General features: G+C 69.2%; 26 protein-coding genes. 24 read left to right on the plus strand and 2 right to left on the minus strand.

Features of this window, described 5'->3' with window-relative positions; all coding sequences use genetic code 11:
- The first annotated feature begins 395 nt into the window (after positions 1–395).
- From arc to prcA, 6 genes are all read left to right on the plus strand, one after another.
- Entirely contained in the window at positions 396–2162 is a 1767-nt protein-coding gene (gene arc / locus AB5L52_RS34565) for a proteasome ATPase (RefSeq protein ID WP_351021958.1), read from the plus strand.
- 232 nt (positions 2163–2394) lie between these two features.
- The gene (gene dop, locus AB5L52_RS34570) at positions 2395–3906 is read left to right on the plus strand and encodes a depupylase/deamidase Dop (RefSeq protein WP_351021955.1); all 1512 of its coding nucleotides are present in this window, start codon (positions 2395–2397) and stop codon (positions 3904–3906) included.
- A gap of 172 nt (positions 3907–4078) precedes the next feature.
- Positions 4079–4297 carry a ubiquitin-like protein Pup gene (locus AB5L52_RS34575; RefSeq protein WP_020939002.1) on the plus strand — a complete coding sequence of 73 codons (219 nt, stop codon included), beginning with the start codon at positions 4079–4081 and terminating at the stop codon, positions 4295–4297.
- Positions 4298–4449: 152 nt separating this feature from the next.
- Positions 4450–4746 (plus strand): endonuclease VII domain-containing protein, encoded by a 297-nt coding sequence (locus tag AB5L52_RS34580; RefSeq protein ID WP_351021953.1) that lies wholly within the window; start codon positions 4450–4452, stop codon positions 4744–4746.
- The gene (gene prcB / locus AB5L52_RS34585) at positions 4698–5543 is read left to right on the plus strand and encodes a proteasome subunit beta (protein ID WP_351021950.1); all 846 of its coding nucleotides are present in this window, start codon (positions 4698–4700) and stop codon (positions 5541–5543) included. Before AB5L52_RS34580 ends, prcB begins: the two co-directional genes overlap by 49 nt.
- A gap of 63 nt (positions 5544–5606) precedes the next feature.
- Positions 5607–6359, plus strand: coding sequence for a proteasome subunit alpha (gene prcA / locus AB5L52_RS34590; RefSeq protein ID WP_023551936.1), 753 nt, complete (start codon positions 5607–5609; stop codon positions 6357–6359).
- A gap of 99 nt (positions 6360–6458) precedes the next feature.
- On the opposite strand, the gene AB5L52_RS34595 is transcribed toward prcA, so the two are convergent.
- Positions 6459–7475 (minus strand): LacI family DNA-binding transcriptional regulator, encoded by a 1017-nt coding sequence (locus AB5L52_RS34595; RefSeq protein WP_369367579.1) that lies wholly within the window; start codon positions 7473–7475, stop codon positions 6459–6461.
- A gap of 134 nt (positions 7476–7609) precedes the next feature.
- Here AB5L52_RS34595 and AB5L52_RS34600 point away from each other — a divergent pair, with 134 nt between their 5' ends.
- From AB5L52_RS34600 to AB5L52_RS34675, 16 genes are all read left to right on the plus strand, one after another.
- Positions 7610–8869 carry an MFS transporter gene (locus AB5L52_RS34600; protein ID WP_351021942.1) on the plus strand — a complete coding sequence of 420 codons (1260 nt, stop codon included), beginning with the start codon at positions 7610–7612 and terminating at the stop codon, positions 8867–8869.
- A 9-nt stretch (positions 8870–8878) separates the two neighbouring features.
- On the plus strand, positions 8879–10240 hold the full coding sequence (gene pafA / locus AB5L52_RS34605; RefSeq protein ID WP_351021939.1) for a Pup--protein ligase: 1362 nt from the start codon (positions 8879–8881) through the stop codon (positions 10238–10240).
- Between the two features lie 226 nt (positions 10241–10466).
- Positions 10467–11471 carry an FKBP-type peptidyl-prolyl cis-trans isomerase gene (locus AB5L52_RS34610; RefSeq protein WP_369367580.1) on the plus strand — a complete coding sequence of 335 codons (1005 nt, stop codon included), beginning with the start codon at positions 10467–10469 and terminating at the stop codon, positions 11469–11471.
- An 84-nt stretch (positions 11472–11555) separates the two neighbouring features.
- Positions 11556–11927 (plus strand): FKBP-type peptidyl-prolyl cis-trans isomerase, encoded by a 372-nt coding sequence (locus tag AB5L52_RS34615; protein WP_132889134.1) that lies wholly within the window; start codon positions 11556–11558, stop codon positions 11925–11927.
- A gap of 192 nt (positions 11928–12119) precedes the next feature.
- The gene (locus tag AB5L52_RS34620; RefSeq protein ID WP_351021930.1) at positions 12120–13073 is read left to right on the plus strand and encodes a WYL domain-containing protein; all 954 of its coding nucleotides are present in this window, start codon (positions 12120–12122) and stop codon (positions 13071–13073) included.
- A gap of 15 nt (positions 13074–13088) precedes the next feature.
- Positions 13089–14093 (plus strand): WYL domain-containing protein, encoded by a 1005-nt coding sequence (locus AB5L52_RS34625; RefSeq protein WP_351021927.1) that lies wholly within the window; start codon positions 13089–13091, stop codon positions 14091–14093.
- 224 nt (positions 14094–14317) lie between these two features.
- Positions 14318–14578 carry a hypothetical protein gene (locus AB5L52_RS34630; RefSeq protein WP_351022344.1) on the plus strand — a complete coding sequence of 87 codons (261 nt, stop codon included), beginning with the start codon at positions 14318–14320 and terminating at the stop codon, positions 14576–14578.
- Between the two features lie 76 nt (positions 14579–14654).
- Positions 14655–14849 (plus strand): hypothetical protein, encoded by a 195-nt coding sequence (locus AB5L52_RS34635; protein WP_351021924.1) that lies wholly within the window; start codon positions 14655–14657, stop codon positions 14847–14849.
- A 241-nt stretch (positions 14850–15090) separates the two neighbouring features.
- Positions 15091–15378 (plus strand): Sec-independent protein translocase subunit TatA, encoded by a 288-nt coding sequence (gene tatA / locus AB5L52_RS34640; protein WP_351021922.1) that lies wholly within the window; start codon positions 15091–15093, stop codon positions 15376–15378.
- Between the two features lie 47 nt (positions 15379–15425).
- A complete protein-coding gene (gene tatC, locus AB5L52_RS34645) occupies positions 15426–16370 on the plus strand; it encodes a twin-arginine translocase subunit TatC (RefSeq protein WP_351021920.1) in 945 nt (314 codons plus the stop codon).
- A 110-nt stretch (positions 16371–16480) separates the two neighbouring features.
- The gene (locus AB5L52_RS34650; protein WP_351021918.1) at positions 16481–19333 is read left to right on the plus strand and encodes a DEAD/DEAH box helicase; all 2853 of its coding nucleotides are present in this window, start codon (positions 16481–16483) and stop codon (positions 19331–19333) included.
- Between the two features lie 335 nt (positions 19334–19668).
- Entirely contained in the window at positions 19669–21333 is a 1665-nt protein-coding gene (locus AB5L52_RS34655; protein ID WP_351021916.1) for an ATP-binding protein, read from the plus strand.
- Positions 21330–21734 carry a roadblock/LC7 domain-containing protein gene (locus AB5L52_RS34660; RefSeq protein WP_023551950.1) on the plus strand — a complete coding sequence of 135 codons (405 nt, stop codon included), beginning with the start codon at positions 21330–21332 and terminating at the stop codon, positions 21732–21734. Before AB5L52_RS34655 ends, AB5L52_RS34660 begins: the two co-directional genes overlap by 4 nt.
- Positions 21731–22147, plus strand: a complete 417-nt coding sequence (locus AB5L52_RS34665) for a DUF742 domain-containing protein (RefSeq protein WP_351021914.1) — start codon at positions 21731–21733, stop codon at positions 22145–22147. The genes AB5L52_RS34660 and AB5L52_RS34665 overlap by 4 nt, the downstream gene beginning before the upstream one ends.
- Positions 22128–22748: an ATP/GTP-binding protein gene (locus AB5L52_RS34670; RefSeq protein WP_351021912.1), complete on the plus strand. Its 621-nt coding sequence runs from the start codon at positions 22128–22130 to the stop codon at positions 22746–22748. Before AB5L52_RS34665 ends, AB5L52_RS34670 begins: the two co-directional genes overlap by 20 nt.
- A 73-nt stretch (positions 22749–22821) precedes the next feature.
- Complete coding sequence (locus AB5L52_RS34675) at positions 22822–24315, plus strand: cytochrome P450 (RefSeq protein ID WP_369367581.1); 1494 nt, start codon at positions 22822–22824, stop codon at positions 24313–24315.
- Positions 24316–24321: 6 nt separating this feature from the next.
- Here AB5L52_RS34675 and AB5L52_RS34680 read toward each other — a convergent pair whose 3' ends face one another.
- On the minus strand, positions 24322–25272 hold the full coding sequence (locus tag AB5L52_RS34680; protein WP_369367582.1) for an RluA family pseudouridine synthase: 951 nt from the start codon (positions 25270–25272) through the stop codon (positions 24322–24324).
- A gap of 64 nt (positions 25273–25336) precedes the next feature.
- Between AB5L52_RS34680 and AB5L52_RS34685 the strand changes: the two genes are divergently transcribed.
- Positions 25337–25918 (plus strand): GNAT family N-acetyltransferase, encoded by a 582-nt coding sequence (locus AB5L52_RS34685; RefSeq protein ID WP_369367583.1) that lies wholly within the window; start codon positions 25337–25339, stop codon positions 25916–25918.
- A gap of 46 nt (positions 25919–25964) precedes the next feature.
- Positions 25965–26903 carry a 5'-nucleotidase gene (locus AB5L52_RS34690; RefSeq protein ID WP_351021904.1) on the plus strand — a complete coding sequence of 313 codons (939 nt, stop codon included), beginning with the start codon at positions 25965–25967 and terminating at the stop codon, positions 26901–26903.
- The last annotated feature ends 3 nt before the right edge of the window (positions 26904–26906 follow it).

Raw genomic sequence — 26906 nt, forward strand, 5'->3', positions numbered from 1 at the left:
GTTTCCACCCCCGCCCACCCGGGTAACAGCGCCCGACCAGGACACAGGGGAGCCCACTGAGAGAACGACCACTTCTGGCTGGGCCGACCGTGACACCCACCGCCCGCACCGTCGCTCTGCGTAACGATCCATAGGAGCGCGGCCCACCCTGCCCGCAACCCGTCCCAACAGCCCGCACCGGACAACTCCGCCCACTCCTGAAGGGTTTTGACCACGTGATGCCCGGAACAAGCTGCTTCCACATCACGTTGAGTGGGTATCCCCTCCGTGCGAGGGAGAGCGCACCGGGTGACCGACGACACACCTTGACAGTCTTGGTGATCTAGGGGTTTCAATCGACACCCACCCAGGTAGGGTCTGGAAGCGTCCAGCTCCCCTTGGAGGAGGTGAGGACCGTGGCAGCCCACGACGACGACATGAACCGCGGCATCCGCCCGGGACGAGGGTCCGACGACCCGGCCGGGCAGATCGCCTACCTTGAGCAGGAGATCGCCGTCCTGCGACGCAAGCTCGCCGACTCTCCGCGACACACGAGGATTCTCGAAGAGCGGATCGTCGAGCTGCAGACCAACCTGGCCGGTGTGTCCGCCCAGAACGAACGGCTGGCCAACACCCTCCGCGAGGCCCGCGACCAGATCGTGGCCCTCAAGGAAGAGGTCGACCGGCTTGCCCAGCCACCGGCCGGCTTCGGAGTCTTCCTGCAAGCCAACGAAGACGCCACCGCCGACATCTTCACCGGCGGCCGCAAACTCCGGGTGAACGTCAGCCCAAGCGTCGACCTCGACGACCTGAGGCGTGGCCAGGAAGTCATGCTCAACGAAGCGCTCAACGTGGTCGAAGCCATGGAATTCGAGCGCGTCGGCGACATCGTCACCCTCAAGGAAATCCTCGAGGACGGCGAGCGCGCCCTCGTACTGGGCCACACCGACGAGGAACGGGTGGTACGGCTCGCCGAGCCGCTGCTGGACGTCACCATCCGCCCCGGCGACGCCCTCCTGCTCGAACCCCGCTCCGGCTACGTCTACGAAGTCGTCCCCAAGAGCGAAGTCGAAGAACTCGTCCTCGAAGAGGTCCCCGACATCGGCTACGAGCAGATCGGCGGACTCGGCAACCAGATCGAAGCCATCCGCGACGCGGTCGAGCTGCCGTACCTCTACCCGGACCTCTTCAAGGAGCACGAGCTGCGCCCGCCCAAGGGCGTCCTGCTCTACGGCCCCCCCGGCTGCGGCAAGACACTCATCGCCAAAGCCGTCGCCAACTCGCTCGCCAAGAAGGTCGCCGAGGTCACCGGTCAGGCCGCCGGCAAGAGCTTCTTCCTCAACATCAAGGGCCCCGAGCTCCTCAACAAGTACGTCGGCGAGACCGAGCGCCAGATCCGCCTCGTCTTCCAGCGTGCCCGTGAGAAGGCCAGCGAAGGCACGCCCGTGATCGTCTTCTTCGACGAGATGGAGTCCCTCTTCCGCACCCGCGGCTCCGGCGTCAGCTCCGACGTGGAAAACACCATCGTCCCCCAGTTGCTCGCCGAGATCGACGGTGTCGAAGGCCTGCAGAACGTGGTCGTCATCGGCGCCTCCAACCGCGAGGACATGATCGACCCCGCCATCCTGCGCCCCGGCCGACTCGACGTGAAGATCAAGATCGAGCGCCCCGACGCCGAGGCGGCGAAGGACATCTTCGGCAAGTACCTCACCGAGCGGCTCCCGCTGCACGCCGACGACCTCGGCGAGCACGGCGGCAGCAAGGAGACGACCGTCCAGAGCATGATCCAGACGGCCGTCGAGCAGATGTACGCCGAATCCGAGGAAAACCGCTTCCTGGAAGTCACCTACGCCAACGGCGACAAGGAAGTCCTCTACTTCAAGGACTTCAACTCCGGCGCCATGATCGAAAACATTGTCGGCCGCGCCAAGAAAATGGCGATCAAGGACTTCCTCGAAAAGAACCAGAAAGGCCTCCGCGTCTCCCACCTCCTCCAAGCCTGCGTGGACGAGTTCAAGGAGAACGAAGACCTGCCCAACACCACCAACCCCGACGACTGGGCCCGAATCTCCGGAAAGAAGGGCGAACGGATCGTCTACATCCGCACCCTCATCACCGGAAAGCAGGGCGCGGACACCGGCCGCTCCATCGACACGGTGGCGAACACCGGCCAGTACCTGTAAAACCAGGGCGGCTGCGGGTCCCCACACCGGGAACCCGCAGCCGACTGTTTTTCTGGCCACGACCGGAGCAGGCAATGACGCAAATGATCTCCCCACCAGCGCAAAGGCGTTCTAGGCTCGTTCCTACCGCCGAGTCGCGCAGTGCGGGGACGGGCACCGCACACGCACCGGAGCGCCAGCGGTACTTGAGCGGCGCCCACGACCGAGGGTGCCGCCCGGCAAGGAGGGCCGCATGACCGTACGGCGAGTAATGGGCATCGAGACGGAGTACGGCATCTCCGTCCCCGGCCACCCCAACGCCAATGCCATGCTCACCTCGTCCCAGATCGTCAACGCCTACGCAGCGGCGATGCACCGGGCCCGCCGGGCCCGCTGGGACTTCGAGGAGGAAAACCCGCTACGGGACGCGCGAGGCTTCGACCTCGCCCGCGAGGCCGCCGACGCCAGCCAGCTCACCGACGAGGACATCGGCCTCGCCAACGTGATCCTCACCAACGGCGCGCGACTGTACGTGGACCACGCCCACCCCGAATACAGCGCCCCGGAGGTCACCAACCCACGCGACGCCGTCCTCTGGGACAAGGCCGGCGAACGCATCATGGCAGAGGCCGCAGAGCGAGCCGCCCAGCTCCCCGGCGCCCAGCCCATCCACCTCTACAAGAACAACACCGACAACAAGGGCGCCAGCTACGGCACGCACGAAAACTACCTGATGAAGCGGGAAACCCCCTTCTCCGACATCGTGCGCCACCTCACCCCCTTCTTCGTCTCCCGCCAGGTCTTCGCCGGAGCCGGCCGCGTCGGCATCGGCCAGGACGGCCACGAACACGGCTTCCAGATCAGCCAGCGAGCCGACTACTTCGAAGTCGAAGTCGGCCTGGAGACCACCCTCAAGCGCCCCATCATCAACACCCGGGACGAACCCCACGCCGACGCGGAGAAATACCGCCGCCTCCACGTGATCATCGGCGACGCGAACCTCTCCGAGATCTCGACGTACCTCAAACTCGGCACGACCGCCCTGGTCCTCTCCATGATCGAGGACGCCTTCATCGCCGTGGACCTGGCGGTCGACCAGCCGGTACGCACCCTGCACCAGGTCTCGCACGACCCCTCCCTGAAGCGGCTGGTGACTCTGCGCAGCGGTCGGACCCTGACCGCGGTCCAGCTCCAGATGGAGTACTTCGAACTGGCCCGCAAGTACGTCGAGGAGCGCTACGGCGCCGACGCCGACGACCAGACCAAGGACGTCCTGACCCGCTGGGAAGACACCCTCACGCGCCTGGAGAACGACCCCATGAGCCTCGCCGGCGAACTCGACTGGGTCGCCAAACGCGAGCTCATGGAGGGCTACCGCCGCCGCGACGGCCTCGACTGGGACGCCGCCCGCCTCCACCTCGTCGACCTCCAGTACGCGGACGTACGCGCCGAGAAAGGCCTCTACAACCGCCTCGTCGCCCGCGGCCGCGTGAAGCGCCTCCTCGCGGAGACAGACGTCGAGCAGGCCATGACGAAGCCACCGGAGGACACCCGCGCCTACTTCCGCGGCCGCTGCCTGGAGCAGTACGCCGACGACGTCGCCGCGGCCAGCTGGGACTCGGTCATCTTCGACCTCCCGGGCCGGGACTCGCTGCAGCGCGTTCCAACCCTGGAACCGCTACGCGGAACGCGAAATCACGTCAAGGAACTGCTGGACCGCTGCCGCACGGCGGAAGACCTGGTCAGGGTCCTGTCGGGCGGCTGAGCGGACCACGCGGGCACCCGGCCCGCCCCGGGCGGACAGGGTGGAAATCCCACCGCCCGGGAATCATCGAGGTGGCCCCCGTACGTTGGAGAAACTGCGGGGCCGATGTCGGACCCGGCTTGTAGGGTCTGATCATCACCGATCGGCAGGCGAACTGAGCGGGGTGAGGGATATGGCAACCAAGGACACCGGCGGCGGCCAGCAGAAGGCCACACGCTCCACCGAAGAGGTCGAGGAGCAGGCGCAGGACGCGCAGGCTTCGGAGGACCTCAAGGAGCGGCACGAGAAGCTGAGCGATGACGTGGACTCCGTCCTCGATGAAATCGACGATGTCCTCGAGGAGAATGCCGAGGACTTCGTGCGCTCCTTCGTTCAGAAGGGTGGAGAGTAGCTTCTACCTTCGGATCAAAGGAAGGTGTCGGGGGCGGAGTTGGAAAGCGAAGAAGGCGTGAAGCGCTGCTCGCGGTGCAAGCAGCACAAGCCGCGGGCAGCGTTCGCACGGAACCAGGCGATGCGCGATGGGTCTGTAAGGCGTGCAAGGCGGTGAAGAGTCGGCAGCGCCATCTCAGGCGAAACTACGGCCTCACCGAAGCCGAGCGCGACGCGATGATCGCCTCCCGGCTCGGCCTCTGCGTGATCTGCCTGGCTGCCCCGCCCGTGCATGTGGATCACTGCCACAAGACGGGTAGGGTCCGAGGCGTACTGTGCTTCAACTGCAACTCGGCCATCGGCAAGTTGGGTGACAACCCCGACGCCGTACGCCGGGCCGCTGCCTATCTGGAAGGAAACCTGTGGAAGCCAACACTCGTAGCACAGGGCGTCTACCAGCTGCCTTCCTGACGCCCGGGTCCTCCTCCTTCATGGACTTTCTGTCCGAGCACCAGCCGGAGCTGCTGCCCGGCAAGCGGCAGTTGCCGCCCACACAGGGCGTGATCGAGGCGCCGCACGGGACGACGATCGTCGCCGTGACGTTCCCCGGGGGCGTGGTGCTTGCCGGTGACCGCCGGGCCACGATGGGCAATGTGATCGCTCAGCGGGACATCGAGAAGGTCTTCCCGGCGGACGAGTACTCGGCCGTCGGTATCGCCGGCGCCGCCGGTCTGGCCGTGGAGATGGTCAAGCTCTTCCAGCTGGAGCTGGAGCACTTCGAGAAGGTCGAGGGTGCGCAGCTGTCGCTGGAGGGCAAGGCGAACCGGCTGTCGACCATGATCCGTTCCAATCTCGGCATGGCCATGCAGGGCTTGGCCGTGGTGCCGCTCTTCGCGGGTTACGACCTGGACCGCGAGAAGGGCCGGATCTTCTCCTACGACGTGACGGGCGGCCGTTCCGAGGAGCACAACTTCTCGGCGACGGGTTCCGGCTCGATCTTCGCGCGTGGTGCGATGAAGAAGCTGTTCCGTGACGATCTGAGCGAGGAGCAGGCGACCACGCTGGTGGTGCAGGCTCTGTATGACGCGGCTGACGATGACTCGGCGACCGGTGGTCCCGATGTCGCCCGCCGGATCTACCCGATCATCACCGTGATCACCGAGGACGGTTTCCGTCGGCTCACGGAGGAGGAGTCCTCCGAGGTCGCGCGGGCGGTGCTCCAGCGGCGTCTGGAGGAGCCGGACGGCCCCAAGGCCGCCCTGCTCTGAGCGCGGGCCCCGGCTTCTTATCAAGGTGATCCAGTGACCAGGACAGAAAGGGACGGATAACCGGTGTCGACGCCGTTCTATGTCTCACCTCAGCAGGCCATGGCCGACCGGGCGGAGTATGCCCGCAAGGGCATCGCCCGTGGCCGCAGTCTTGTGGTCATGCAGTATGCCGACGGGATCGTGTTCGTCGGTGAGAACCCGTCCCGTGCGCTGCACAAGTTCAGCGAGATCTATGACCGGATCGGTTTCGCGGCCGCCGGTAAGTACAACGAGTACGAGAACCTGCGCATCGGTGGTGTTCGCTACGCCGACCTGCGGGGTTACACCTATGACCGTGACGATGTGACCGCTCGTGGTCTGGCGAACGTCTATGCCCAGACGCTCGGCACGATCTTCTCCTCCGCCGCTGAGAAGCCGTATGAGGTGGAGCTGGTCGTGGCGGAGGTGGGGGAGACCCCGGAGGGCGATCAGATCTATCGGCTGCCGCATGACGGTTCGATCGTGGACGAGCATGGCTCGGTCGCGGTGGGCGGCAATGCGGAGCAGATCAGCAGTTTCCTGGATCAGCGGCACCGTGATGGCATGTCGCTGGCAGAGGCGTTGAAGCTGGCGGTGCAGGCGCTGTCGCGTGACACCAATGGCAGTGAGCGGGAGATTCCCGCGGAGCGTCTTGAGGTGGCTGTGCTGGATCGTACGCGTCCGCAGAAGCGCAAGTTCAAGCGGATCGTCGGTCGTCGGTTGTCGCGTCTGCTGGCGGCGGACGGTGCGGCCACAGAGGCGGAGAGCGCCGAGGAGGACGGCTCCGAGGAGGAGTGACGTCCGGGCGTGTCCCGCCCGCCTGCCTTGTGTGTGCCCCGGCCGTGTCTCTGGCCGGGGCACACGGCGTTAGGTGCGGCACCGGGTCGGGGTGGATGTCTAGGCGGCCCGTGGTGGGGCTGTGGAGCCTCTGACGACCAGGTGGACCGGGATGTCCCCGCCCTCCGGCTCCCGTCCCTCCAGGACGGCCAGGAGGGCCTGCATGCCGCGTTCGCCGAAGAGTTCGGCGTCGAGTCGTACGGTGGTCAGTTCGGGGTCGATGGCGGTGGCGAGGGCGAGGTCGTCGAGGCCGGTGACGGAGATGTCGTCGGGGATGCGCAGGCCGAGGCGGCGGACGGCTTTGTAGGCGCCGGCGGCGAGTTTGTCGTCGTCGCAGATGATGGCGGTGGGCCGGGGGCCGGGTGTGGTGAGGGCTTTCTCGGTGGCGGTGAGGGCGCCTTCGATGGAGATGGGGGCGCGGGCCGTGCGTACCTCTGTCCCTGGTACGGCTGCCATGCGTGCTGCCAGTTCATTCGCGCGGATGTCGAAGGTCCATGAGGGGACGTCGGCGGCGAGGTGGAGGATGCGGCGGTGGCCGAGGTGGAGGAGGTGTTCGGTGACCTGGCGGACGCCGTCGGCGATGTCGAGGTTGACGGTGGCGGCGCCGAGGCTGCCTTCCGGGTCGCTGTCGAGCATGACGAGGGGGAGCTGGTCGCCGCGGATGGCGGTGAGGGCGTCGGCGGCCATGGAGGAGGCGATGACGCCGTCGAGGGCGGCTTGGGCGGAGGCGAAGGGGTCGCGGGCGGGGCCGATGCCTTCGGGGGAGGGGTAGAGGACGACGCCGAAGCCGTTTTCGGCGGCGACGCGTGCGGCGCCGGTGTAGACGCCGGCGAAGAACTCGGTCGTCAGGGCGGGTACGACGAGCAGGACCGTGCGGGTGCGGCCGAGGCGGAGGTTGCGGGCGGCGAGGTTGGGGCGGTAGCCGAGTTCGCGTGCGGCGTGACGGACGCGTTCGGCGGTGGCTTCGGATACTCGGCCGCGCCATTTGTCGCCGAGGACGAGGGAGACGGCGGCTTGGGAGACTCCGGCTGCCTGGGCGACGTCCCGGCTGGTCGGGCGCGTGCTGCTGCGTGCCACCGTGGGCCTGCTCCTCTGTGTGGGGTCGTTCGTCTGGACGTGTGAACAGCGCACATGGTACGTATGGGCGCGGAAGTTATACGTAAAACGTCGGGTCGTCGCGGCGGCCCGGCCGAGTCGCTGGAGGGCAGCACATGGCCACGGGATACCGGGAGATACTCCGGGCGAGGCATGCGCTGCGGCTGCTCACCGGCACGCTGGTGGGGCGGCTGCCCAATGCGACGGCGGCGATCGCCCTGGTGCTGTTCGTCCGCGCCGAGGGCGGTACGTACAGCCTGGCGGGCGCGCTGGCGGCCGTGTACGGCGTCGCCAACGCCGTCGGCCAGCCGGTGCTGGGCCGACTGGTGGACCTGTACGGGCAGCCGCGGGTGCAGCTGCCCGCGGCCGTTCTCGCGGCCCTCTCGATGACGGTGTTCGCGTTCTCCGGCACTGATCCGCTGCCGGTGGCATATGTGTCCGTGGCGGCGGCGGGCCTGTTCACGCCACCCCTGGAGGGGGGCTTGCGGGCGCTGTGGCCTTCGGTGCTGCGGCGTGAGGAGCAGGTGCACACCGCGTACGCCATGGACGCGATCGCGCAGGAGGTCATGTTCACGGTCGGCCCGCTGCTGGTGACGCTGTGTGCGTCCCTGTGGGACGAGCGTGCCGCGCTGCTCGTGCTGAATCTGCTGGGCGTGCTGGGTGCGCTCTCGGTGGTGATGTCGCCGCCCTCGCGCGCGTGGCGGTCGGCTCCGCGTGAGGCGCACTGGCTGGGCGCGCTGCGTTCGCCGGGTCTGCTGGCGCTGCTGGGGGCGTTCCTGTTCGTGGGTATGGCGCTGGGGTCGATCACGGTCGCGTCGGTGTCGTATGCCGACGGGCACGGTGGTGACGCGGTGTACGGCTGGATGATGGCGGGGCTCGGGCTGGGCGCGCTCGTGGGCGGCACGGCGTACGGGGCTCGTCAGTGGGCTGGTGTGCCGGAGCGGCGACTGCGGGTGCTGGTGGCGCTTCTGGCGGTGTGTTATCTGCCGTTGATGCTGACGCCGGGTGCGGTGGCCATGGTGGTGCTGTCCGTGCTGTCCGGGGTGTTTCTGGCGCCTTGTATCGCTTGTGCGTTCATCATCGTGGACCGGCATGCGCCGAGCGGGACGGTCACCGAGGCGTTTTCCTGGCTTGTGACGACGTTCACGGTGGGTGCGTCGGTGGGGACGGGCGTGGCCGGGCCCGTGGTGCAGGCCGGTGGCACGGTGTGGGGGTTCGCGGTGCCGGGGGCGGCGGGGGCCGTGTCGCTGCTGGTCCTGCTGGCCACGGGGCGGGTCCTCGCAGCTCCCGCGCGGGGCGGGGTGGTTGCGGCTTCATCGGAAAATGATCCAAATCGTGCTGTCGAACCCCGTTTCAGCTCAGGGGATCGGGCGTAATGTTCAGTCATGGACCGCCGCATTTTCGGGCTGGAGAACGAGTACGGCGTCACGTGCACGTTCAGGGGACAGCGGCGCCTGTCTCCTGACGAGGTGGCGCGGTACCTCTTCCGCCGTGTCGTGTCATGGGGCCGCAGCAGCAATGTCTTTCTGCGTAACGGCGCCCGGCTCTATCTCGACGTGGGCTCACATCCGGAATACGCGACACCCGAATGTGACAATGTGATCGAACTGGTCACCCACGACAAGGCCGGCGAGCGCATTCTCGAAGGACTCCTGGTGGACGCGGAACGACGCCTGCACGAGGAGGGAATCGCAGGCGACGTCTACCTGTTCAAGAACAACACCGACTCGGCGGGCAACTCGTACGGCTGCCACGAGAACTATCTGGTGGCCCGGCACGGGGAGTTCTCCCGGCTCGCGGACATCCTCATCCCGTTCCTGGTCACCCGGCAGCTGCTGTGCGGTGCCGGCAAGGTGCTCCAGACCCCGCGCGGCGCCGTGTACTGCGTCAGTCAGCGCGCCGAGCACATCTGGGAGGGTGTCTCCTCGGCGACGACGCGTTCGCGGCCGATCATCAACACCCGTGACGAGCCGCACGCGGACGCGGAGCGTTACCGCCGGCTGCATGTCATCGTCGGTGACTCGAACATGTCCGAGACGACGATGCTGCTGAAGGTCGGTGCGACCGATCTGGTGCTGCGCATGATCGAGGCGGGCACGGTGATGCGTGATCTGACGCTGGAGAACCCGATCCGGGCGATCCGTGAGGTCAGCCACGACATCACGGGCCGGCGCAAGGTGCGGCTGGCCAGTGGCCGGGAGGCCTCCGCGCTGGAGGTGCAGCGCGAGTACTTCGACAAGGCCGTGGACTTCTGTGACCGCCGTGGCATCCGCACCGGCACGGTCGCCCAGGTCCTGGAGCTGTGGGGCCGCACGCTCGACGCGATCGAGTCCGAGGAGCTGGACCGGATCGCGACCGAGATCGACTGGGTGATGAAGTACAAGCTGATCGAGCGGTACCGGGCCAAGCACAACATGACGATGTCGCATCCGCGGGTCGCGCAGATAGACCTCGCGTACCACGACATCCACCGTCGTCGTGGCCTGTACTACCTGCTGGAGAAGAAGGGTCAGGCGGCCCGGATCTGCAACGACTTGAAGATCTTCGAGGGCAAGTCGGTGCCGCCGCAGACGACTCGGGCGCGGCTGCGGGGCGACTTCATCCGGCGGGCGCAGGAGCAGCGCAGGGACTTCACGGTCGACTGGGTACATCTGAAGCTCAACGACCAGGCGCAGCGCACCGTGTTGTGCAAGGACCCGTTCCGTTCGGTGGACGACCGGGTGGAGAAGCTGATCGCCGGAATGTAGCGGGAGCGAGGTGGGTCGAGCGTTTCGGGTGTGAAATGCGGGAACTCCGCAGGGGCGTCGTACGTTTCTCGTACGGCGCCCTTTTCACGTCGACTGCGCGGTCCCGGGGGACAACCCCCGGATCTCCGGCCCAGATCGATGCGGGCCGGAGCCTGGATCGGCGCCCGAACGCGGCTAAGGTAGCGCGCACGCCATCCGCAAGATCGACCGATTACGAGGCCTTCCCGTGCGCCGACGTTCACTTCTCCTCGCCGCTGTTCCCGCAGGACTGGTCACACTCGCCGCGTGTGGTGACAACAAGTCCGCTTCCAGCAAGGCCAGTGCCTCGCCGTCGCCGTCGGTGCCCTCGGCGCCGCCGCCGAAGATGGTGGAGGGGCCGTTGCCGGCAGTCACGGCGGGCACGAAGTTCGGTGAGAAGCCGACGGTGGCCAAGGGGCCGGGGGCGCCGTCGAAGAACCTGGCGGTGAAGACGCTGATCGCGGGCAGTGGTCGTACGGTCGCGGAGAACGACTTCATCCAGGCGAACTATCTGGGTCAGATCTGGGACACGGCGAAGGTCTTCGACAACTCCTACGACAAGAAGCGTCCGCTGGTGCTGCAGCTTGCCGCGGGCGGTGTCATCGATGGCTGGCGGTATGCGCTGGCGGGCCGGAAGACGGGCAGCCGTATCCAGATCGCGGTGCCGCCGACCTGGGGTTACGGCAAGGAGGGTGAGCCGCAGGCGGGTATCAAGGGTACGGACACGCTGGTGTTCGTGATCGACCTGATCGATTCCTTCAACTCGAAGAGTTCGGTCAAGGGCAAGCCGGTGGCGCAGACCGACGCCGCTCTGCCGAAGGTGGCCACGAACACCGACGGCGATGTCCCCAAGGTCACGGTCCCCAAGACGGCTCCGCCGAAGAAGCTGGTGTCGACGTATGTCCTGGAGGGCGACGGGCCGGAGCTGAAGTCCGACCAGGCGGTGCTGTGCCAGTTCCAGGGGCTGGTCTGGGACGGCGGCAAGACGTTTCAGCGGACGTACGGCTCGGGTCGGCTGAGCCAGTTCGCGCTGGAGCAGATGCAGCAGGCGGTCAAGGGCCTGGCGCAGGGGCTGACCGGTAAGAAGGTGGGCAGCCGGGTGCTGATCGTGGTGCCGCCGGAGCTGGGTTACGGCGACACTCCGCCGAGCGGCGGGGTGATCAAGAAGGGTTCGACGCTCGTCTTCACGGTGGACATCCTCGCGGCGATGTAGCCGGTGCGCCCGTGGCGGGCGGCAGAGTTGCGGGGATGAAAGACTGTCCGCGTTTCGTGTCGTACACAAGCAGGAGCTTTTGACGTGAGCATCGACAAGCCCGAGATCGACTTCCCTGGTGGCGAGCCCCCGGCCGACCTGGAGATCAAGGACATCTGGGAGGGCGACGGCGAGGTCGCGAAGGAGGGTCAGACCGTCACGGTGCACTACGTGGGTGTGGCCTTCAGTACCGGCGAGGAGTTTGACGCCAGCTGGAACCGGGGGACCCCGTTCCGCTTCCCGCTCGGCGGGGGCCGCGTCATCAAGGGCTGGGACCGGGGCGTGCAGGGCATGAAGGTCGGTGGCCGTCGCCAGCTGACCATCCCCGCTCACCTTGCCTACGGCAACCAGAGCCCGACTCCGGCGATCCAGCCGGGCGAGACGCTGATCTTCGTGGTGGACCTGCTCGCCGTCTGATCCCGGTCTGATCCACGCGTGATCGTCCGTCGGGTCCGGCCGGGACCGTGCCCGGTCGTCCGGCCGGGTCCGACCGGATCCGATCACCTTGGGCCCATGCCTGTCCGGGCATGGGCCCTCGGCTTTTGTCACCACCCTGAGGAGCGGTACGGTCATCGCTCGGAAGCACCGGAGGAAAGGCGAAGGGCGTCGATGGCCATTGCCAAGGCCGAGCGGTTGATGAACCTCGCGCTGTGTCTGCTCGGCACACGGCGTCCGCTCAGCAAGCGGGAGCTGCGTGCGTCCATCGAGGCCTACCTCGAAGCGGGCAGTGACGACTCCTTCAACCGGATGTTCGAGCGGGACAAGGACGACCTGCGCGAGCTGGGCCTGGTCATCGAGACGGTGGAGAACCTGGACGGCGAGGTCGGCTATCTCGCCCGCCGTGACAGCAACCGGCTGCCGCCCATCACCCTGGACGCCGAGGAGGCCGCGGCGCTCGGTCTCGCCGCGAAGGTCTGGCAGCAGGCCCGCCTGGCCGGCGCGGCCAGCGGCGCCCTGCAGAAGCTGCGTGCCGCGGGGCTGCCCGAGGACGTCGACCCGTACGAGGCGCACGGCGCTCTGGAACCCCGGATCCCGGTGCACGAGGCCGCCTTCGAGCCGCTGATGCTGGCCTGCCGCGACCGCCGCCCGGTCGTCTTCGACTACCGCAAGGCCTCCGCCGCCCATCCCGAGACCCGGCATGTGGAACCGTGGGCGCTGGAGTGCTGGCGCGGGCACTGGTACCTGGCCGGCTTCGACCGGGACCGGGGTGCCGAGCGCGTCTTCCGGCTCTCCCGGATCACCGGCCGGGTGCGTTCGCGCGGCACGGGCTTCACCGCTGCCGTGCCCGACGTCGTCACCGTACGGGAGACGGTCGCGAGCTGGGCGGGCGAGATCGCGGACGGTACGGCCCTGATCCGGCTGCGTTCCGGCGCCGGTTACCCCCTTCGGGCGAAGGCCACCGGAGTGCGGGAACTCGGCGACGGCTGGGACGAGTTGGAGATTCCGTACGGGCACGGCCTGGACGCCTGGCTGGTGGAGTTCGGGCCGGACGTGGTGGTCCTGGAGCCGGCCGAGCTGCGCGCGGACGTGGTGGACCGGCTGCGCGCCGTGGCCAAGGGCTGAAGGGGGAGCAGGACTGTGGCAGGCAAACCGGTCAGGCCCGTGAACGCGATCGACCAGACCCGGCGGATGCTCTCCCTGGTGACGTATCTCCGGGAGCGGCCCGGCGCGCGGATCGCGGACGTGGCGCGTGCCTTCGGCATCACCGAGGACGAGCTGGTCGCCGACCTCGACCTGCTGCCCATGTGCGGCACCAGCTTCCGCGGCGGCGATCTCCTGGACATCGACACCGACGGCGAGCGCATCTGGTGGCACAATCCGGCCGCGCTCGGCGAGGAGGCCGCCGAGCCGCTGCGGCTGGCGGCCGACGAGGCGACCGCCCTGCTGGTGGCCGCCCGTGCGGTCTCGACGCTGCCGGGTCTGCGCGAGGGCGACCGGCAGGCGCTGCTGCGGGCCACCGCCAAGGTGGAGGCCGCCGCCGGTGAGGCCGCGGGCGCCAGCGCCCGGCTGTCGGTGACGTTCGAGTCCGAGGGCGGGGTCTTCGCCGACGTCGACCGGGCGATCTCCGAGCGCCGCCGGCTGTGGATCCGCTACTACTCGCCGGCCCGCGACGAGGTCACCGAGCGCGAGATCGACCCCATCCGCCTGGTCAGCGTCGGGCACACCTATGTCGAGGCCTGGTGTCGCCGCTCCGAGGCCCGGCGCACCTTCCGGCTCGACCGGGTCGCCGAGATCAGAATCCTGGACGAGCCGTCCGCGCCCCCGGAGATAGAGCTGCGCGACCTCTCCGAGGCCCTGGTGCAGCCGGCCGCCGAGGACCCGGAGGTCGTGATCGAGGTCGGCCCGGGCGGCCGCTGGGTGGCCGAGTACTACCCGCACGACAGCGCGGATGAGCTTCCCGACGGCGGGCTGCGTATCACTCTGCGTACGCCCGATCCGGCCTCGCTGCGCCGGCTGGCGCTGCGGCTCGGCCGGGACGGCCGGATCGTCTCCCCGCCCGACCTGGCCGACAGCGCCCGCCGGGCGGCCCGCGAGGCCTTGCAGGCGTATGACATGGCGCAGCCGGCCGGCTCCGGGCAGTGAGAGCGCCCTGAAGGGGCGCGGGGCTGTGTGAGAAATGCGGCTCCGCCGCGATGGGGTCCTCCCCGGGTTCGAGCGAAACCGGGAATTCGGGGCAGTGACTGGCCACGACGGTGCCGCGGACGCGGGACGGCACAACGCGGCACTTCCGGCGGCGCGCCTGGCGAACGACCACAACATGAGGAGCGAGGCCTGTGAGCGAGTCTCCGGTGTCCGGTGCAGGTGAGATGACGGTGGCGACAGCCTTCGCCGGGATGAAGAGAGTCGTCCCCGTGGTGTTCAAGGCGGGCTGCCCGGACTGCCGGGGCCGCTTCGAGCTCGCCGCGAGCGCGCTGCGCCTCGCCATCGGCGCCAGCAGCCGGACCACGTTCTACTCCTTCACCTGCCCCGAGTGCGGCGCCGCCGTCCGCAAGCCCGCCGGGGAGCGCATCGTCGAGCTGCTCACCGACGGCGGGGTCAGCACACTGCGGCTGCACTCCACGGTGTAGGCGCAGGGCACCGCGGCTCGGCACCAGGACGCGGGCGGGTGCGCCGCCGGGCCGGTGACGGTCTAGTCTCGACGTCATGTTCTGGCCGATGTTCGCGGTAGCGGTGGGTTTCCTGGGTCTCGCGGTGCTGGGGGTGCTCGCCGTCCGGGTCTTCGTGGAGGCGCGGCGCCTCGGGCAGCAGGTCGCGGACTCCGCGCGCCGTATCAACAGTGCGGCCGAGGACCTGGAGCGGGCGGCCGTCAGCGCGGCCGGCGCCGTCGATGCGTTGTAGATTGCCGCGGGCCGTGCGCTTTGGGTCACTTCGCCCTGTCACCGTGTCGGTCCGGCCAGGTACGCTGCTGGTCGCGGCCCGAACAACGAGGCGCGGTCCGCAGACCGAGCGGGAGTATGCACGGGGATTGTTTTACGTTCATCCCCGGGCGATACGATCGCTGCCAGCACGATGGTCAGACAATTGTCCGACCCTTCGGACATGCCCCCGTCGCCCCGCCTCAGTGAGAAGGTGAAGACTTATGTTCCGCAACGCACTTGAGCCGTGGCACCTGGTGCTCCTGGTTCTGGTGATCGTCCTCGTGTTCGGCTCCAAGAAGCTTCCGGACATGGCGCGCTCGCTCGGCAAGTCCGCTCGCATTCTGAAGAGCGAGGCCAAGGCGATGAAGGACGACGGCAAGCAGTCCACCACCTCCGCCCAGCCCGCCGAGGAGCAGACCCCGGCGCAGCGCACGATCCAGGCCTCGCCCGGCGACGTGACCAGCTCCCGGCCGGTCAACGAGCCGACGGACACGACGACCCAGCGCTGACTCGAGGACCGGGACATCCGGTCCGCCGCACGAGATGAGGATGTGGGTTGCTCAAGCCTGCCCGCAAGAAGGAGAGGGATCCCGAGGGGCGCATGCCGCTCGCGGATCACTTGCGTGAGCTGCGCAATCGGCTCGCGAAGGCAGTCCTGGCGATCGTCGTCGTCACGATCGTGGCCGCCTTCTTCTACCAGGACATCATCAACGTCGTCACCAAGCCGGTGCTCGACTCGGTCGGCTGCTCGCAGTCCTTCGGGGAGCTGGCCAAGACCAAGAACGCCCACTGTGCCCACATCACGGTCAGCGGCCTGCTGGCGCCGTTCACGCTGGCCCTGAAGGTCGCGCTGACGGCGGGCATCGTGCTGGCGTCGCCGGTCTGGCTCTACCAGCTGTGGGCGTTCGTCGCGCCCGGTCTGCACAGGCACGAGAAGAAGTACGCCTACGCGTTCGTCGGATTCGGCTTCCCGCTGTTCCTCGCCGGTGGCTACCTCGCGTACAACGTGCTGCCCGTGACGGCGAAGGTGATGATCGACCTCACGCCCAGCGGGGCCGAGAACCTGCTGCCGGCGGACGATCTGATCGACCTGGTCACCCGCATGATCGTCGTCTTCGGCCTCGCCTTCGAGATGCCGTTGCTGCTGGTCATGCTCAACCTCACCGGTGTCCTGTCCGGCCGGCGGATGCTCGGCTGGTGGCGTGGCATGATCGTCGGCATCGCCGCCTTCGCGGCCGTCGCCACGCCCACCCCCGACCCGGGGACGATGCTGGCGCTGGCCTCGCCGATCTGGGCGCTGTTCTTCATCGCGGTGTCCATCGCGCTGCTCAACGACCGGCGCAGGGCACGCCGGGAGGCCGAGGGACCCGCCGACGACGAGGCCTCCGAGCTGGACCTCACGCCCGAGGAGATCGGCGAGGTCGAATCCGTCTCGGCGCCCCGGGCGCTGCCCGAGCGCTCGAGCACGGACCGGGTCAACGGCTACGACGACGTGACCTGAGCCGGGACCTCACCCAGCCGCAGACGATGCCCCCGCCCCGGCCGGCGGGGGCATCGCCGTGTCGCTGCTCTGCACCCTCCCGCCGGTGCGTGCCGCACACGATCGGGATAATGATCGTCCGGTTGTCAGTGGGGCCCGGTACGCTCGAAAGCACGATGACAGAGGACCTCTCACCGGCCGAGCGGTATGCGGCGGCCCGCAGGCGGGCAGCCGAGCAGGCCACCGCGCTCGCGTCCTTCCGCGAGATGTACGACTTCGGCCTCGACCCCTTCCAGATCGAGGCTTGTGAGGCGCTCGAGACGGGGAAGGGCGTGCTGGTGGCCGCCCCCACCGGCTCGGGCAAGACGATCGTGGGCGAGTTCGCCGTCCACCTCGCCCTGCAGCAGGGCAAGAAGTGTTTCTACACGACACCCATCAAGGCGCTGTCGAACCAGAAGTACGCCGACCTGTGCCGCCGCTACGGCACCGGCAAGGTCGGCCTCCTCACCGGCGACAACAGCGTCAACTCCGAAGCCCCGGTGGTCGTCATGACCACCGAGGTCCTCAGGAACATGCTGTACGCCGGCTCCCAGACCCTCCTCGGCCTCGGCTACGTGGTCATGGACGAGGTGCACTACCTCTCCGACCGCTTCCGCGGCGCCGTATGGGAAGAGGTGATCATCCACCTGCCCGAGTCGGTGACCCTGGTGTCGCTGTCCGCGACCGTGTCCAACGCCGAGGAGTTCGGTGACTGGCTGGACACCGTCCGTGGCGACACCGAAGTGATCGTCTCCGAGCACCGCCCCGTCCCGCTGTTCCAGCACGTGCTCGCCGGGCGCCGGATGTACGACCTGTTCGAGGAGGGCGAGGGTCACAAGAAGGCCGTCAACCCCGATCTGGTCCGCCTGGCCCGCATGGAGGCCACCAGACCGTCGTACCAGGACCGCAGGCGCGGCCGGGCGATGCGCGAGGCCGACCGGGAGCGGGAGCGCAGACAGCGCTCGCGCGTGTGGACGCCGGGCCGGCCCGAGGTCATCGAGCGCCTCGACTCCGAGGGCCTGCTGCCGGCCATCACCTTCATCTTCAGCCGCGCCGCCTGCGAGGCCGCAGTCCAGCAGTGCCTGTACGCGGGCCTCAGACTCAACGACGAGGAGGCACGGGAGCAGGTCCGGGCCCTCGTCGAGGAGCGCACCGCCGCCATCCCGTCCGAGGACCTGCACGTCCTCGGTTACTACGAGTGGCTGGAGGGCCTGGAGCGCGGCATCGCCGCCCACCACGCGGGCATGCTCCCGACGTTCAAGGAGGTGGTGGAGGAGCTGTTCGTACGCGGCCTGGTCAAGGCCGTGTTCGCGACCGAGACCCTCGCGCTCGGCATCAACATGCCCGCCCGCTCCGTGGTGCTGGAAAAGCTCGTCAAGTGGAACGGCGAGCAGCACGCCGACATCACCCCCGGCGAGTACACCCAGCTCACCGGCCGCGCCGGGCGCCGTGGCATCGACATCGAGGGCCACGCGGTCGTGCTCTGGCAGCGCGGGATGAGCCCCGAGCACCTGGCCGGTCTCGCGGGCACGCGTACGTACCCGCTGCGCTCCAGCTTCAAGCCGTCGTACAACATGGCGGTCAACCTGGTCGAGCAGTTCGGCCGGCACCGCTCGCGCGAGCTGCTGGAGACCTCCTTCGCGCAGTTCCAGGCCGACAAGTCGGTCGTCGGGATCTCCCGCCAGGTGCAGCGCAACGAAGAGGGCCTGTCCGGCTACAAGGCCTCCATGACCTGCCACCTCGGCGACTTCGAGGAGTACGCGCGACTGCGCCGCGAGCTGAAGGACCGCGAGACCGAGCTGGCCCGGCAGGGCGCCAACCAGCGGCGGGCGGAGGCGGCCGTGGCCCTGGAGAAGCTCAGGCCGGGCGACGTCATCCACGTGCCCACGGGCAAGTACGCCGGTCTGGCCCTGGTGCTGGACCCCGGCCTGCCCGCCGGCCGCTCCACGGGCCACCGCGGCTTCGACCACCACGACGGCCCGCGCCCTCTGGTGCTCACCGCCGAGCGGCAGGTCAAGCGGCTTGCGTCGATGGACTTCCCGGTGCCGGTCGAGCCGCTGGACCGGATGCGGATCCCGAAGTCCTTCAACCCGCGCTCGCCACAGTCCCGCCGGGACCTGGCCTCCGCGCTGCGCAGCAAGGCCGGGCACATCCCGCCGGAGCGGGCCCGCAAGAAGCGCTCGCAGGCCGCAGACGACCGCGAGATCGCCCGGTTGCGGGCCGCCATCCGCGCGCATGCCTGTCACGGGTGCAACGACCGTGAGGACCACGCCCGTTGGGCCGAGCGCTACCACCGGCTGCTGCGCGACACCTCGCAGCTGGAGCGCCGCATCGAGGGCCGTACGAACACCATCGCGCGCACCTTCGACCGGATCGTGGCCCTGCTGACCGAACTGGACTATCTGCGCGGCGACGAGGTCACCGAGCACGGCAAGCGACTCGCCCGGCTGTACGGCGAACTCGACCTGCTCGCCAGTGAATGCCTGCGCGAGCGGGTCTGGGAGGGCCTCGCCCCGGCCGAACTCGCCGCGTGCGTCTCGGCGTTGGTGTACGAGGCGCGGGTCGGCGACGACGCGATGGCGCCCAAGCTGCCCTCGGGCAAGGCGAAGGCCGCGCTGGGCGAGATGGTGCGCATCTGGGGCAGGCTCGACGGTCTGGAGGAGGAGTTCCGGATCAACCAGACCGAGGGTGTCGGGCAGCGCGAGCCGGATCTCGGCTTCGCCTGGGCCGCGTACATGTGGGCCTCGGGCAAGGGGCTCGACGAGGTGCTGCGCGAGGCGGAGATGCCGGCCGGTGACTTCGTGCGCTGGTGCAAGCAGGTGATCGACGTGCTGGGGCAGATTTCCGCTGCGGCGCCTGTCGAGGGGTCGACCGTGGTCAAGGCCGCGCGCAAGGCCGTTGATCAGTTGCTGCGGGGTGTGGTCGCCTACTCGTCCGTGGGGTGACCTGCCCTCCGCAGTTGCTTGAAGGGGCCGCTTCTGCGGCCCCTTCACTCATTACGGTGAGCATCTTTCGCATGCCTCCACACCATTACCAAACGTGTTCGAATGGAAGCTCAGTGTGTAAATAAGGCTGAGCGTACTCCTGCCGCATGGGTGATTTCAGGTGCTCGCCGAATATGACACGGCGATGATCCGGTCGGACTAAGCTCGCCCGCGGCGCACCGAGTTGAGGCAATTCGTGCGTCTGTTCCCAAACATGCGATAGATCCCGACAGTTCCATGAACCTTCCCCTCAAAAGCTCCCCCGACACCCAGCCGATTCGTCCCAGAAGGCATCCATGGTGAGTGTTCGTAAGCCTCCCGGTCGCCGTGAACGTCCCTATGCGCGCGTGCTGTTGCCGCCCGCCATATTGATGGCCGGCGCCACCGGGGCCGCCGTCGCCCTGTCGCCGGCGTCGGCCCGGATCGCCGTCGGCGCGGTCGGGGCCCTGGCCGTGCTGCTGGTCCTCGCCACCGGCGCCGAGGCCGCCCGCCGCGGCCGCAGGCTCCGCGAGGAACAGGCCGAGCACGCCCGTCACGCCGCGTATCTGCAGCACCGGATCGCCGCCCAGGACGAGCTGATCGAGAAGTTCGCCACCGACATCATCCCCATCGGTCTGCTGCGGCTGCGCGCCGGAGAACCGCTCCGCGACGTGCTGACCAACATCTACGACGCCGACCCCGAGCTGCGCGCCCTGCCGGACATGTACCGCGAGATGTTCCGCGTCTCGCTGCGCGGCGCCGACCACGAGATCTCGATGCGCGACGCCACCGAGCGCTCGTACGTGAGCATCGCCCGCCGCATCCAGGCCATCGTCCACCAGCAGTCCAAGGAACTGCGGGAGATGGAGGAGGACCACGGCCGCAACCCCGAGGTCTTCGACGACCTACTGCGCCTCGACCACGGCACCTCGCTGATCGGCCGCCTCGCCGACACCATCGGCGTCCTGGGCGGCGGCCGTCCGGGCCGCCAGTGGCCCCTGCCGGTCTCCCTCTACAGCACGCTGCGCGGCGCCATGTCGCGCATCCTGGAGTACCGCCGCATCCAGCTGAACTCCATCGTCAACATCAACATCAAGGGCACCTCCGTCGAGCCGGTCCTGCACGCCGCCGCCGAACTCCTCGACAACGCCACCCGCTACTCGCCGCCCACGGCCAAGGTGCACGTCACCGCCACCGAGGTGCAGACCGGTATCGTCATCGAGATCGAGGACGCCGGAGTCAGCCTCACCGAGGAGTCCCGCGCCCGCATCGAGAAGATGATCGAGGACGCCAAGAACCTCGACGACGCGCACAACCTCGGCGAGAGCCCGCGGCTGGGCCTAGCGGTCGTGGGCCGCCTGTGCAAGATGTTCGACATGGAGGTCTCGCTGCGTGCCTCCGCCTACGGCGGCTGCCGCGCGATCCTCGTCGTGCCGCGCGTCATGACGACCACCGAGCCCGGCGTGGGCGCCGCCCACGGCATCGGCGCCACCGGCACCCCGATGCCCGAGCTGGGCGCCGTCGAGGGCCCCAAGCGCCCGCCGAAGAGGCGCCGCCCCACCAGCCCCAAGATCCCCGCCGGGATCTCCATGGAGGACGACGTCCCCGTCGTCACCGAGTGGACCGCGGGCGGCCTGCCCCAGCGCCGCAGCCGGATGAAGACCCCGCTGAGCCAGCGCTTCGCCGAGAAGGCCGAGGTCGAGCAGGCCGAGCGCGAGGGCAGGCCCAGCATCTGGTCGCAGCCCAAGCCCGAGCCGGAGCCCGAGATGGACCCCGAGATCAAGAAGCTCAGGGAGCGGCCGATCGGCCAGGGGATCGAGGACTTCTGGAACGGCCTGCGCAAGGGCATGCCCGAGGGCGCCACCGGACCCGAACTGACCGACTTCACCCGGCACCCGGAAAAGTACGTGCACCTGCTCAACGATTCGGACACCGCCACCGAGGCCGCAACCGGGGCCGACGACGAGGGGGACCTCAAGTGATCCAGCAGCGAGGCAACATCGACTGGATGCTCAAGCAGCTCAACGACGGCGTGCCGGGCATCGAGATGATCGTGGTCCTCTCCGCGGACGGACTGCGCATCGCCCGCTACGGCGGCGACCCCGACGCCTGCGACCGGGTGGCCGCCGCCTGCGCGGGCGTGCAGAGCCTGGCCGGCGCCATCATCCAGGAACTCCCGGGCGCCGGCGACATGAAGGTCGTCGTCTTCGAGATCGAGGGCGGCTACTTCTACCTCATGAACGCCGGCGACAACGCCTACCTCGCCGTGCTCGCCGACGTGACCTGCGAGCCGGGCCGGATGAGCGGCATGATGCGCGACCTCGTCGTCCGGATCGGCGCCCATCTCACCAGTCCGCCCCGGCGGAACGGGCAGACCGTATGACTCCTCCACGACGCAAACGGCGCGAGCCGAAGCCCCTGCCGCCCCCGCCGCCACCGGCACCCGCACCGGCGGGCGGCGAGCCCCCGCCCAGGAATCCCGAACGGCTGTACACGGTTGCCGGATCCGAGGACGGGGCACGCGCCGAACTCGACCTCGTGACGTTGATCGTGGCGCGTGACACGCCCCAGATGGCCGCCTCACCCGAGCAGGCGGCGGTACTGCGGCTCTGTGCCAACCCCCTGTCCACGGCCGAGCTCTCGGCCTATCTGAACCTGCCGTTCAGCGCGATGACCGTCCTGATCACCGAGATGATCACGGCCGAACTGGTACAGGCGCGCGCCCCGATCGCCCGTCAGGCGGTTCCCGACCGTTCCATCCTCGAAGCGGTGATGCATGGACTTCAAAGGCTCTGACACCATCCCCGGCCCCCGCACCGAGGAGCATCTGCCGCACTCGGCCGAGACCGCGGTGAAGATCGTGATCGTGGGCGGTTTCGGCGTCGGCAAGACCACCATGGTCGGTTCCGTCAGCGAGATCAGGCCGCTGACCACCGAGGAGACCATGACCCAGGCCGGTATCGGCGTGGACGACAACTACGGCTCCGAATCCAAGACGGCCACCACCGTGGCCATGGACTTCGGCCGCATCAGCGTCTCCGACAAACTGGTGCTCTACCTGTTCGGCACCCCCGGCCAGGAGCGCTTCTGGTTCCTGTGGAACGGGCTGTTCGAAGGCGCGCTCGGCGCGGTCGTCCTCGTCGACACCCGGCGCCTGGAGGTCAGCTTCGACGTCATGGGCCGGCTGGAGGAGTGCGGCGTGCCCTTCGTCGTCGCCGTCAACACCTTTCCGGACGCGCCCCGTTACCCCGTCGAGGAACTGCGTACCGCACTCGACCTGACCCCGGAGATCCCGATCATGGAGTGCGACGTACGGCGCCGGGCCTCCAGCAGGGACGTGCTGATGACCCTGATGCGCTTCCTGCACGCGCTGGCCATGTCCCGCGCCCGCACCTGACCCCTACCTCATCCGAACCCGGTCCGACCGCGGTCGGACGACCCCCACAACCTTCCCGTTCCGGAGCGACACCGTGACGTCTGATTCCTCCTCGCTGACCGACACCGACACCGACCCCATCCCCGGCCCGCCGCCCGGCTGCCCCGCGCACAACCTCGGCCCCGGCGGCCTGCAGCGGCTCTACGGCCCCGACGCGCAGGACCTGGGCGACCTCTACGAGCGGCTGCGGGAGCAGCACGGCACCGTGGCGCCCGTGCTGCTGCACGAGGACGTACCGATGTGGGTGGTCCTCGGGCACGCCGAGAACCAGCACCTGGTGCGCAGCCCCTCCCTCTACACCCGCGACAGCCGGATCTGGAGCCCGCTGGCGGACGGCACGGTCAAGGCCGACCACCCGCTCATGCCGCACATCGCCTGGCAGCCGATCTGTTCGCATGCCGAGGGCGACGAGCACCAGCGGCTGCGCGCGGCGGTCACCGCGGCCATGACCACCATCGACTACCGCACCCTGCGCCGCCACATCGGCCTGCACACCCAGAGCCTGGTCAACAGGTTCTGCGAACGCGGCCGGGCCGACCTGGTCTCCCAGTTCGCCGACCATCTGCCGATGGCTGTCATGTGCGAGATCCTCGGCATGCCGGAGGAGTACAACGACCGGATGGTGCAGGCCGCGCGGGACGCTCTGAAGGGCACCGAGACCGCCATCCAGAGCCACAGCTACGTCATGGACGCGCTGAGCCGGCTCACCACCCGGCGCCGCACCCGGCCCGAGGAGGACTTCACCAGTCACCTCGTCACCCACCCGGCCGGACTCAGCGACGACGAGGTCCGCGAACACCTGCGGCTCGTCCTCTTCGCGGCCTACGAGGCCACCGCGAACCTCCTCGCCAACGCGCTGCGCATGGTCCTCACCGAGCCCGGCTTCCGCGCCCGGCTCAGCGGCGGCCAGATGACCGTGCCGGAGGCGATCGAGCAGTCCCTGTGGGACGAGCCGCCGTTCAGCACCGTCCTCGGCTACTACGCCAAGCAGGACACCGAGCTGGGCGGGCAGCGCATCCGCAAGGGCGACGGCCTGCTCTTCGCGCCCGCGCCGGGCAACCTCGACCCGCGCATCCGCCCGGACCTGTCCGCGAGCATGCAGGGCAACCGCTCCCACCTAGCCTTCGGCGGCGGCCCGCACGAATGCCCCGGACAGGACATCGGCCGCGCCATCGCCGACGTCGGCGTCGACGCGCTGCTGACCCGGCTCTCCGACGTCCAACTGGACTGCGCGGAAGAGGAGTTGCGCTGGCGTTCGTCCATCGCCTCCCGGCATCTGGTGGCTCTGCCCGTGCGCTTCGAACCGAAGCCGCAGCAGGACGTCAACCTCCCGCCGCGTCCCATGGCCGTACCCGCACAGCGTGCCTGGCAGGCCGACCCCCTGCGCACCGAGCAGGCCCCGGCCGCCGAAGCCCGTCCCGCCACGCCGCCCCCCGCCGCCCCGGAGCCCCACCCCACGGCCCCGGAGCCGGCCCGCCGCCCGCGGGGCATCTGGCAGCGCCTGCTCCACTGGTGGCGCGGAGAGTGACCGGAGTCAGCTCTCGCCGGCCCAGGCGTCGTACGACGCCCAGGCCCGGAGCGTGCGGGTGCTGACGAACGCGTGCTCCGCACCGGTGACCGGATCGGTGAACTCCAGCCTCCGCGCGAGCAGTTGCAGCGGACGCCGGAAGTCACCGGCCGGCACCGGGCCGGTCACCTCCGGATACAGCGGATCGCCGAGGATGGGCACGCCGAGCGCGTTCAGATGCACCCGCAGCTGATGGGTCTGGCCGGTCGCCGGCACCAGCCGGTACCGGCCCAGCCCGCCCCGGTGTCCGGCCAGCTCCACATACGTCTCGGCGTTCGGCTCGCCCGCGACCTCCCGGGCCGCCTGCACCCCGCGCTCCTTCACGATCCGGCTGCGCACGGTCCGCGGCAGCATCAGCCCGGGGTCGTACGGCGCGATCGCCTCGTACTCCTTGCGCACCCGCCGGTCCTGGAAGAGTGTCTGGTACGTCCCGCGCTCCTCGGGCCGCACGGTGAACAGCACCAGCCCCGCCGTCAGCCGGTCCAGACGGTGCGCGGCGGTCAGTGCCGGGAGGCCCAGCTCACACCGCAGCCGGGCCAGCGCGGTCTGCGTGACATGCGTGCCGCGCGGGGTCGTGGCGAGGAAGTGCGGCTTGTCGACGACGACGATGTGCGCGTCCTGGTGGACCACGTCCACGGGGAACGGCACCGGCACCTCGGCCGGCAGCTCGCGCTGGAACCACACGAACATCCCCGGCTCGTACGGCGCGTCCGGTGCCACCGCCCGCCCGTCCGCGCCGACGATCAGCCCGGCGTCGAACAGCGCCGCGACCACGCCGGGCCCGGCCCCCGTCAGCCGCTCCACCAGATACCCCCGCACCGTGGCCCACGTCCCGCCGTACGGCAGCCGCACCCGCACGGGATCGACACCGTCGCGCTGGGGGAGCGGGGCGGGCGGGGGCGGCGTACGGCGTCTCATCGGTCAAGGGTACGAGGCGGAAAACCGGTGCACCGACGGGCGGGCGCTCGGCAGGATGTGGATCATGCCGTATCTCATCAGTCCGGTCGTGCCCGCCGGAACACTCGCCCGTACCGCCCAGCCCGCCCTGCCCACCGGCGACGGCCTGTTGCTGCGCCCCTGGCGGGCCGAGGACGCGCCCGCCGTGCACGCCGCCTTCCAGGACCCGCTGATGCACCAGTGGCACATCAGGGCCGCCGACTCCGAGGAGGAGGCCGCCGGCTGGATCGCCCAGTGGCAGAACGGCTGGAAGGACGAGCGCCAGGCCCAGTGGGCCGTCGTGGACGCGGACACCGACGAACTGCAGGGCCGCGTCTCGCTGCTCCAGATCCTGCTCGGCGACGGCTGCGCGGAGGTCGCGTACTGGACCGTCGCGCGGGCACGTGGCCGGGGTGTCGCGGTGCGGGCCGCCACCACCCTGTCCCGCTGGGCGTTCGACGAGATCGGCCTCCACCGCCTCGAACTCTCCCACGCCACGGCCAACGAGGCCTCCTGCCGCGTGGCCGTGAAGGCCGGCTTCGCCGCGGAGGGCACCAAGCGCAGCGCCCTGCTGCACCCCGACGGCTGGCACGACATGCATCTGCACGCCCGCGTCCGCGGCGACTGACCGCACCGTGCACCCGCCCGTCGTGGGCGGTGTGATGATGGAGCGCATGCCGGCCTATGACCTCGCGGACCGACTCGTCGTCGGTGTCGCCTCCAGCGCCCTGTTCGATCTGCGGGAGTCGGACGCGGTCTTCCGCGAGCAGGGCGAGGAGGCCTACCGGGCCTACCAGGAGCAGCACGTGGACGACACGCTCCGGCCCGGCGTCGCGTTCGCGTTCATCCGCAGGCTGCTGTCGCTGAACGACCTCGGCGAGCCGGGCGATCCGCTCGTCGAGGTCATCATCCTCTCCCGCAACGACCCCGACACGGGCCTGCGGGTCATGCGCTCCATCCAGGCCCATGAACTGCCCATCAGCCGGGCCGTGTTCATGCAGGGCAGGTCGCCGCACGCGTTCATCACCGCGCTGAACATGTCCCTGTTCCTGTCCGCGAACGGCGACGACGTGCGCGAGGCGGTCGCCGCCGGGCTGCCGGCCGGGCATGTGCTGGGATCGTCGTACGCGGACGACCCCGCCGACCGTGAGCTGCGGATCGCGTTCGACTTCGACGGGGTGCTGGCCGGCGACGCCGCCGAGCGGGTGTACCAGTCCGACGGTCTGGAGGAGTTCCGGGCGTACGAGGCCCGTAACGCGGCGACCCCGCACGACCCCGGGCCGCTGCGCGACTTCCTCGCCGGGGTGAACCGGATCCAGCGGCGGGAGGAGGAGCGGCGCGCGAGCGATCCGGACTACCCGAGCCGGGTGCATGTCTCTCTGGTGACCGCGCGCAACGCGCCGGCGCACGAACGGGCCGTGCGCAGCCTCAAGCAGTGGGGCGTGCGGGTCAACGGCGCCTTCTTCCTCGGCGGCATAGAGAAGGGCGCGGTCCTGAAGGTGCTCAGACCGCACATCTTCTTCGACGACCAGGTGACCCACCTGGAGAGCGCCTCGCGGACCACGCCCAGCGTGCACATCCCGTTCGGGAAGATCAACGAGACGGCACCCTGACCG

The sequence above is a fragment of the Streptomyces sp. CG4 genome, from assembly GCF_041080655.1.
Lineage (GTDB): Bacteria > Actinomycetota > Actinomycetes > Streptomycetales > Streptomycetaceae > Streptomyces.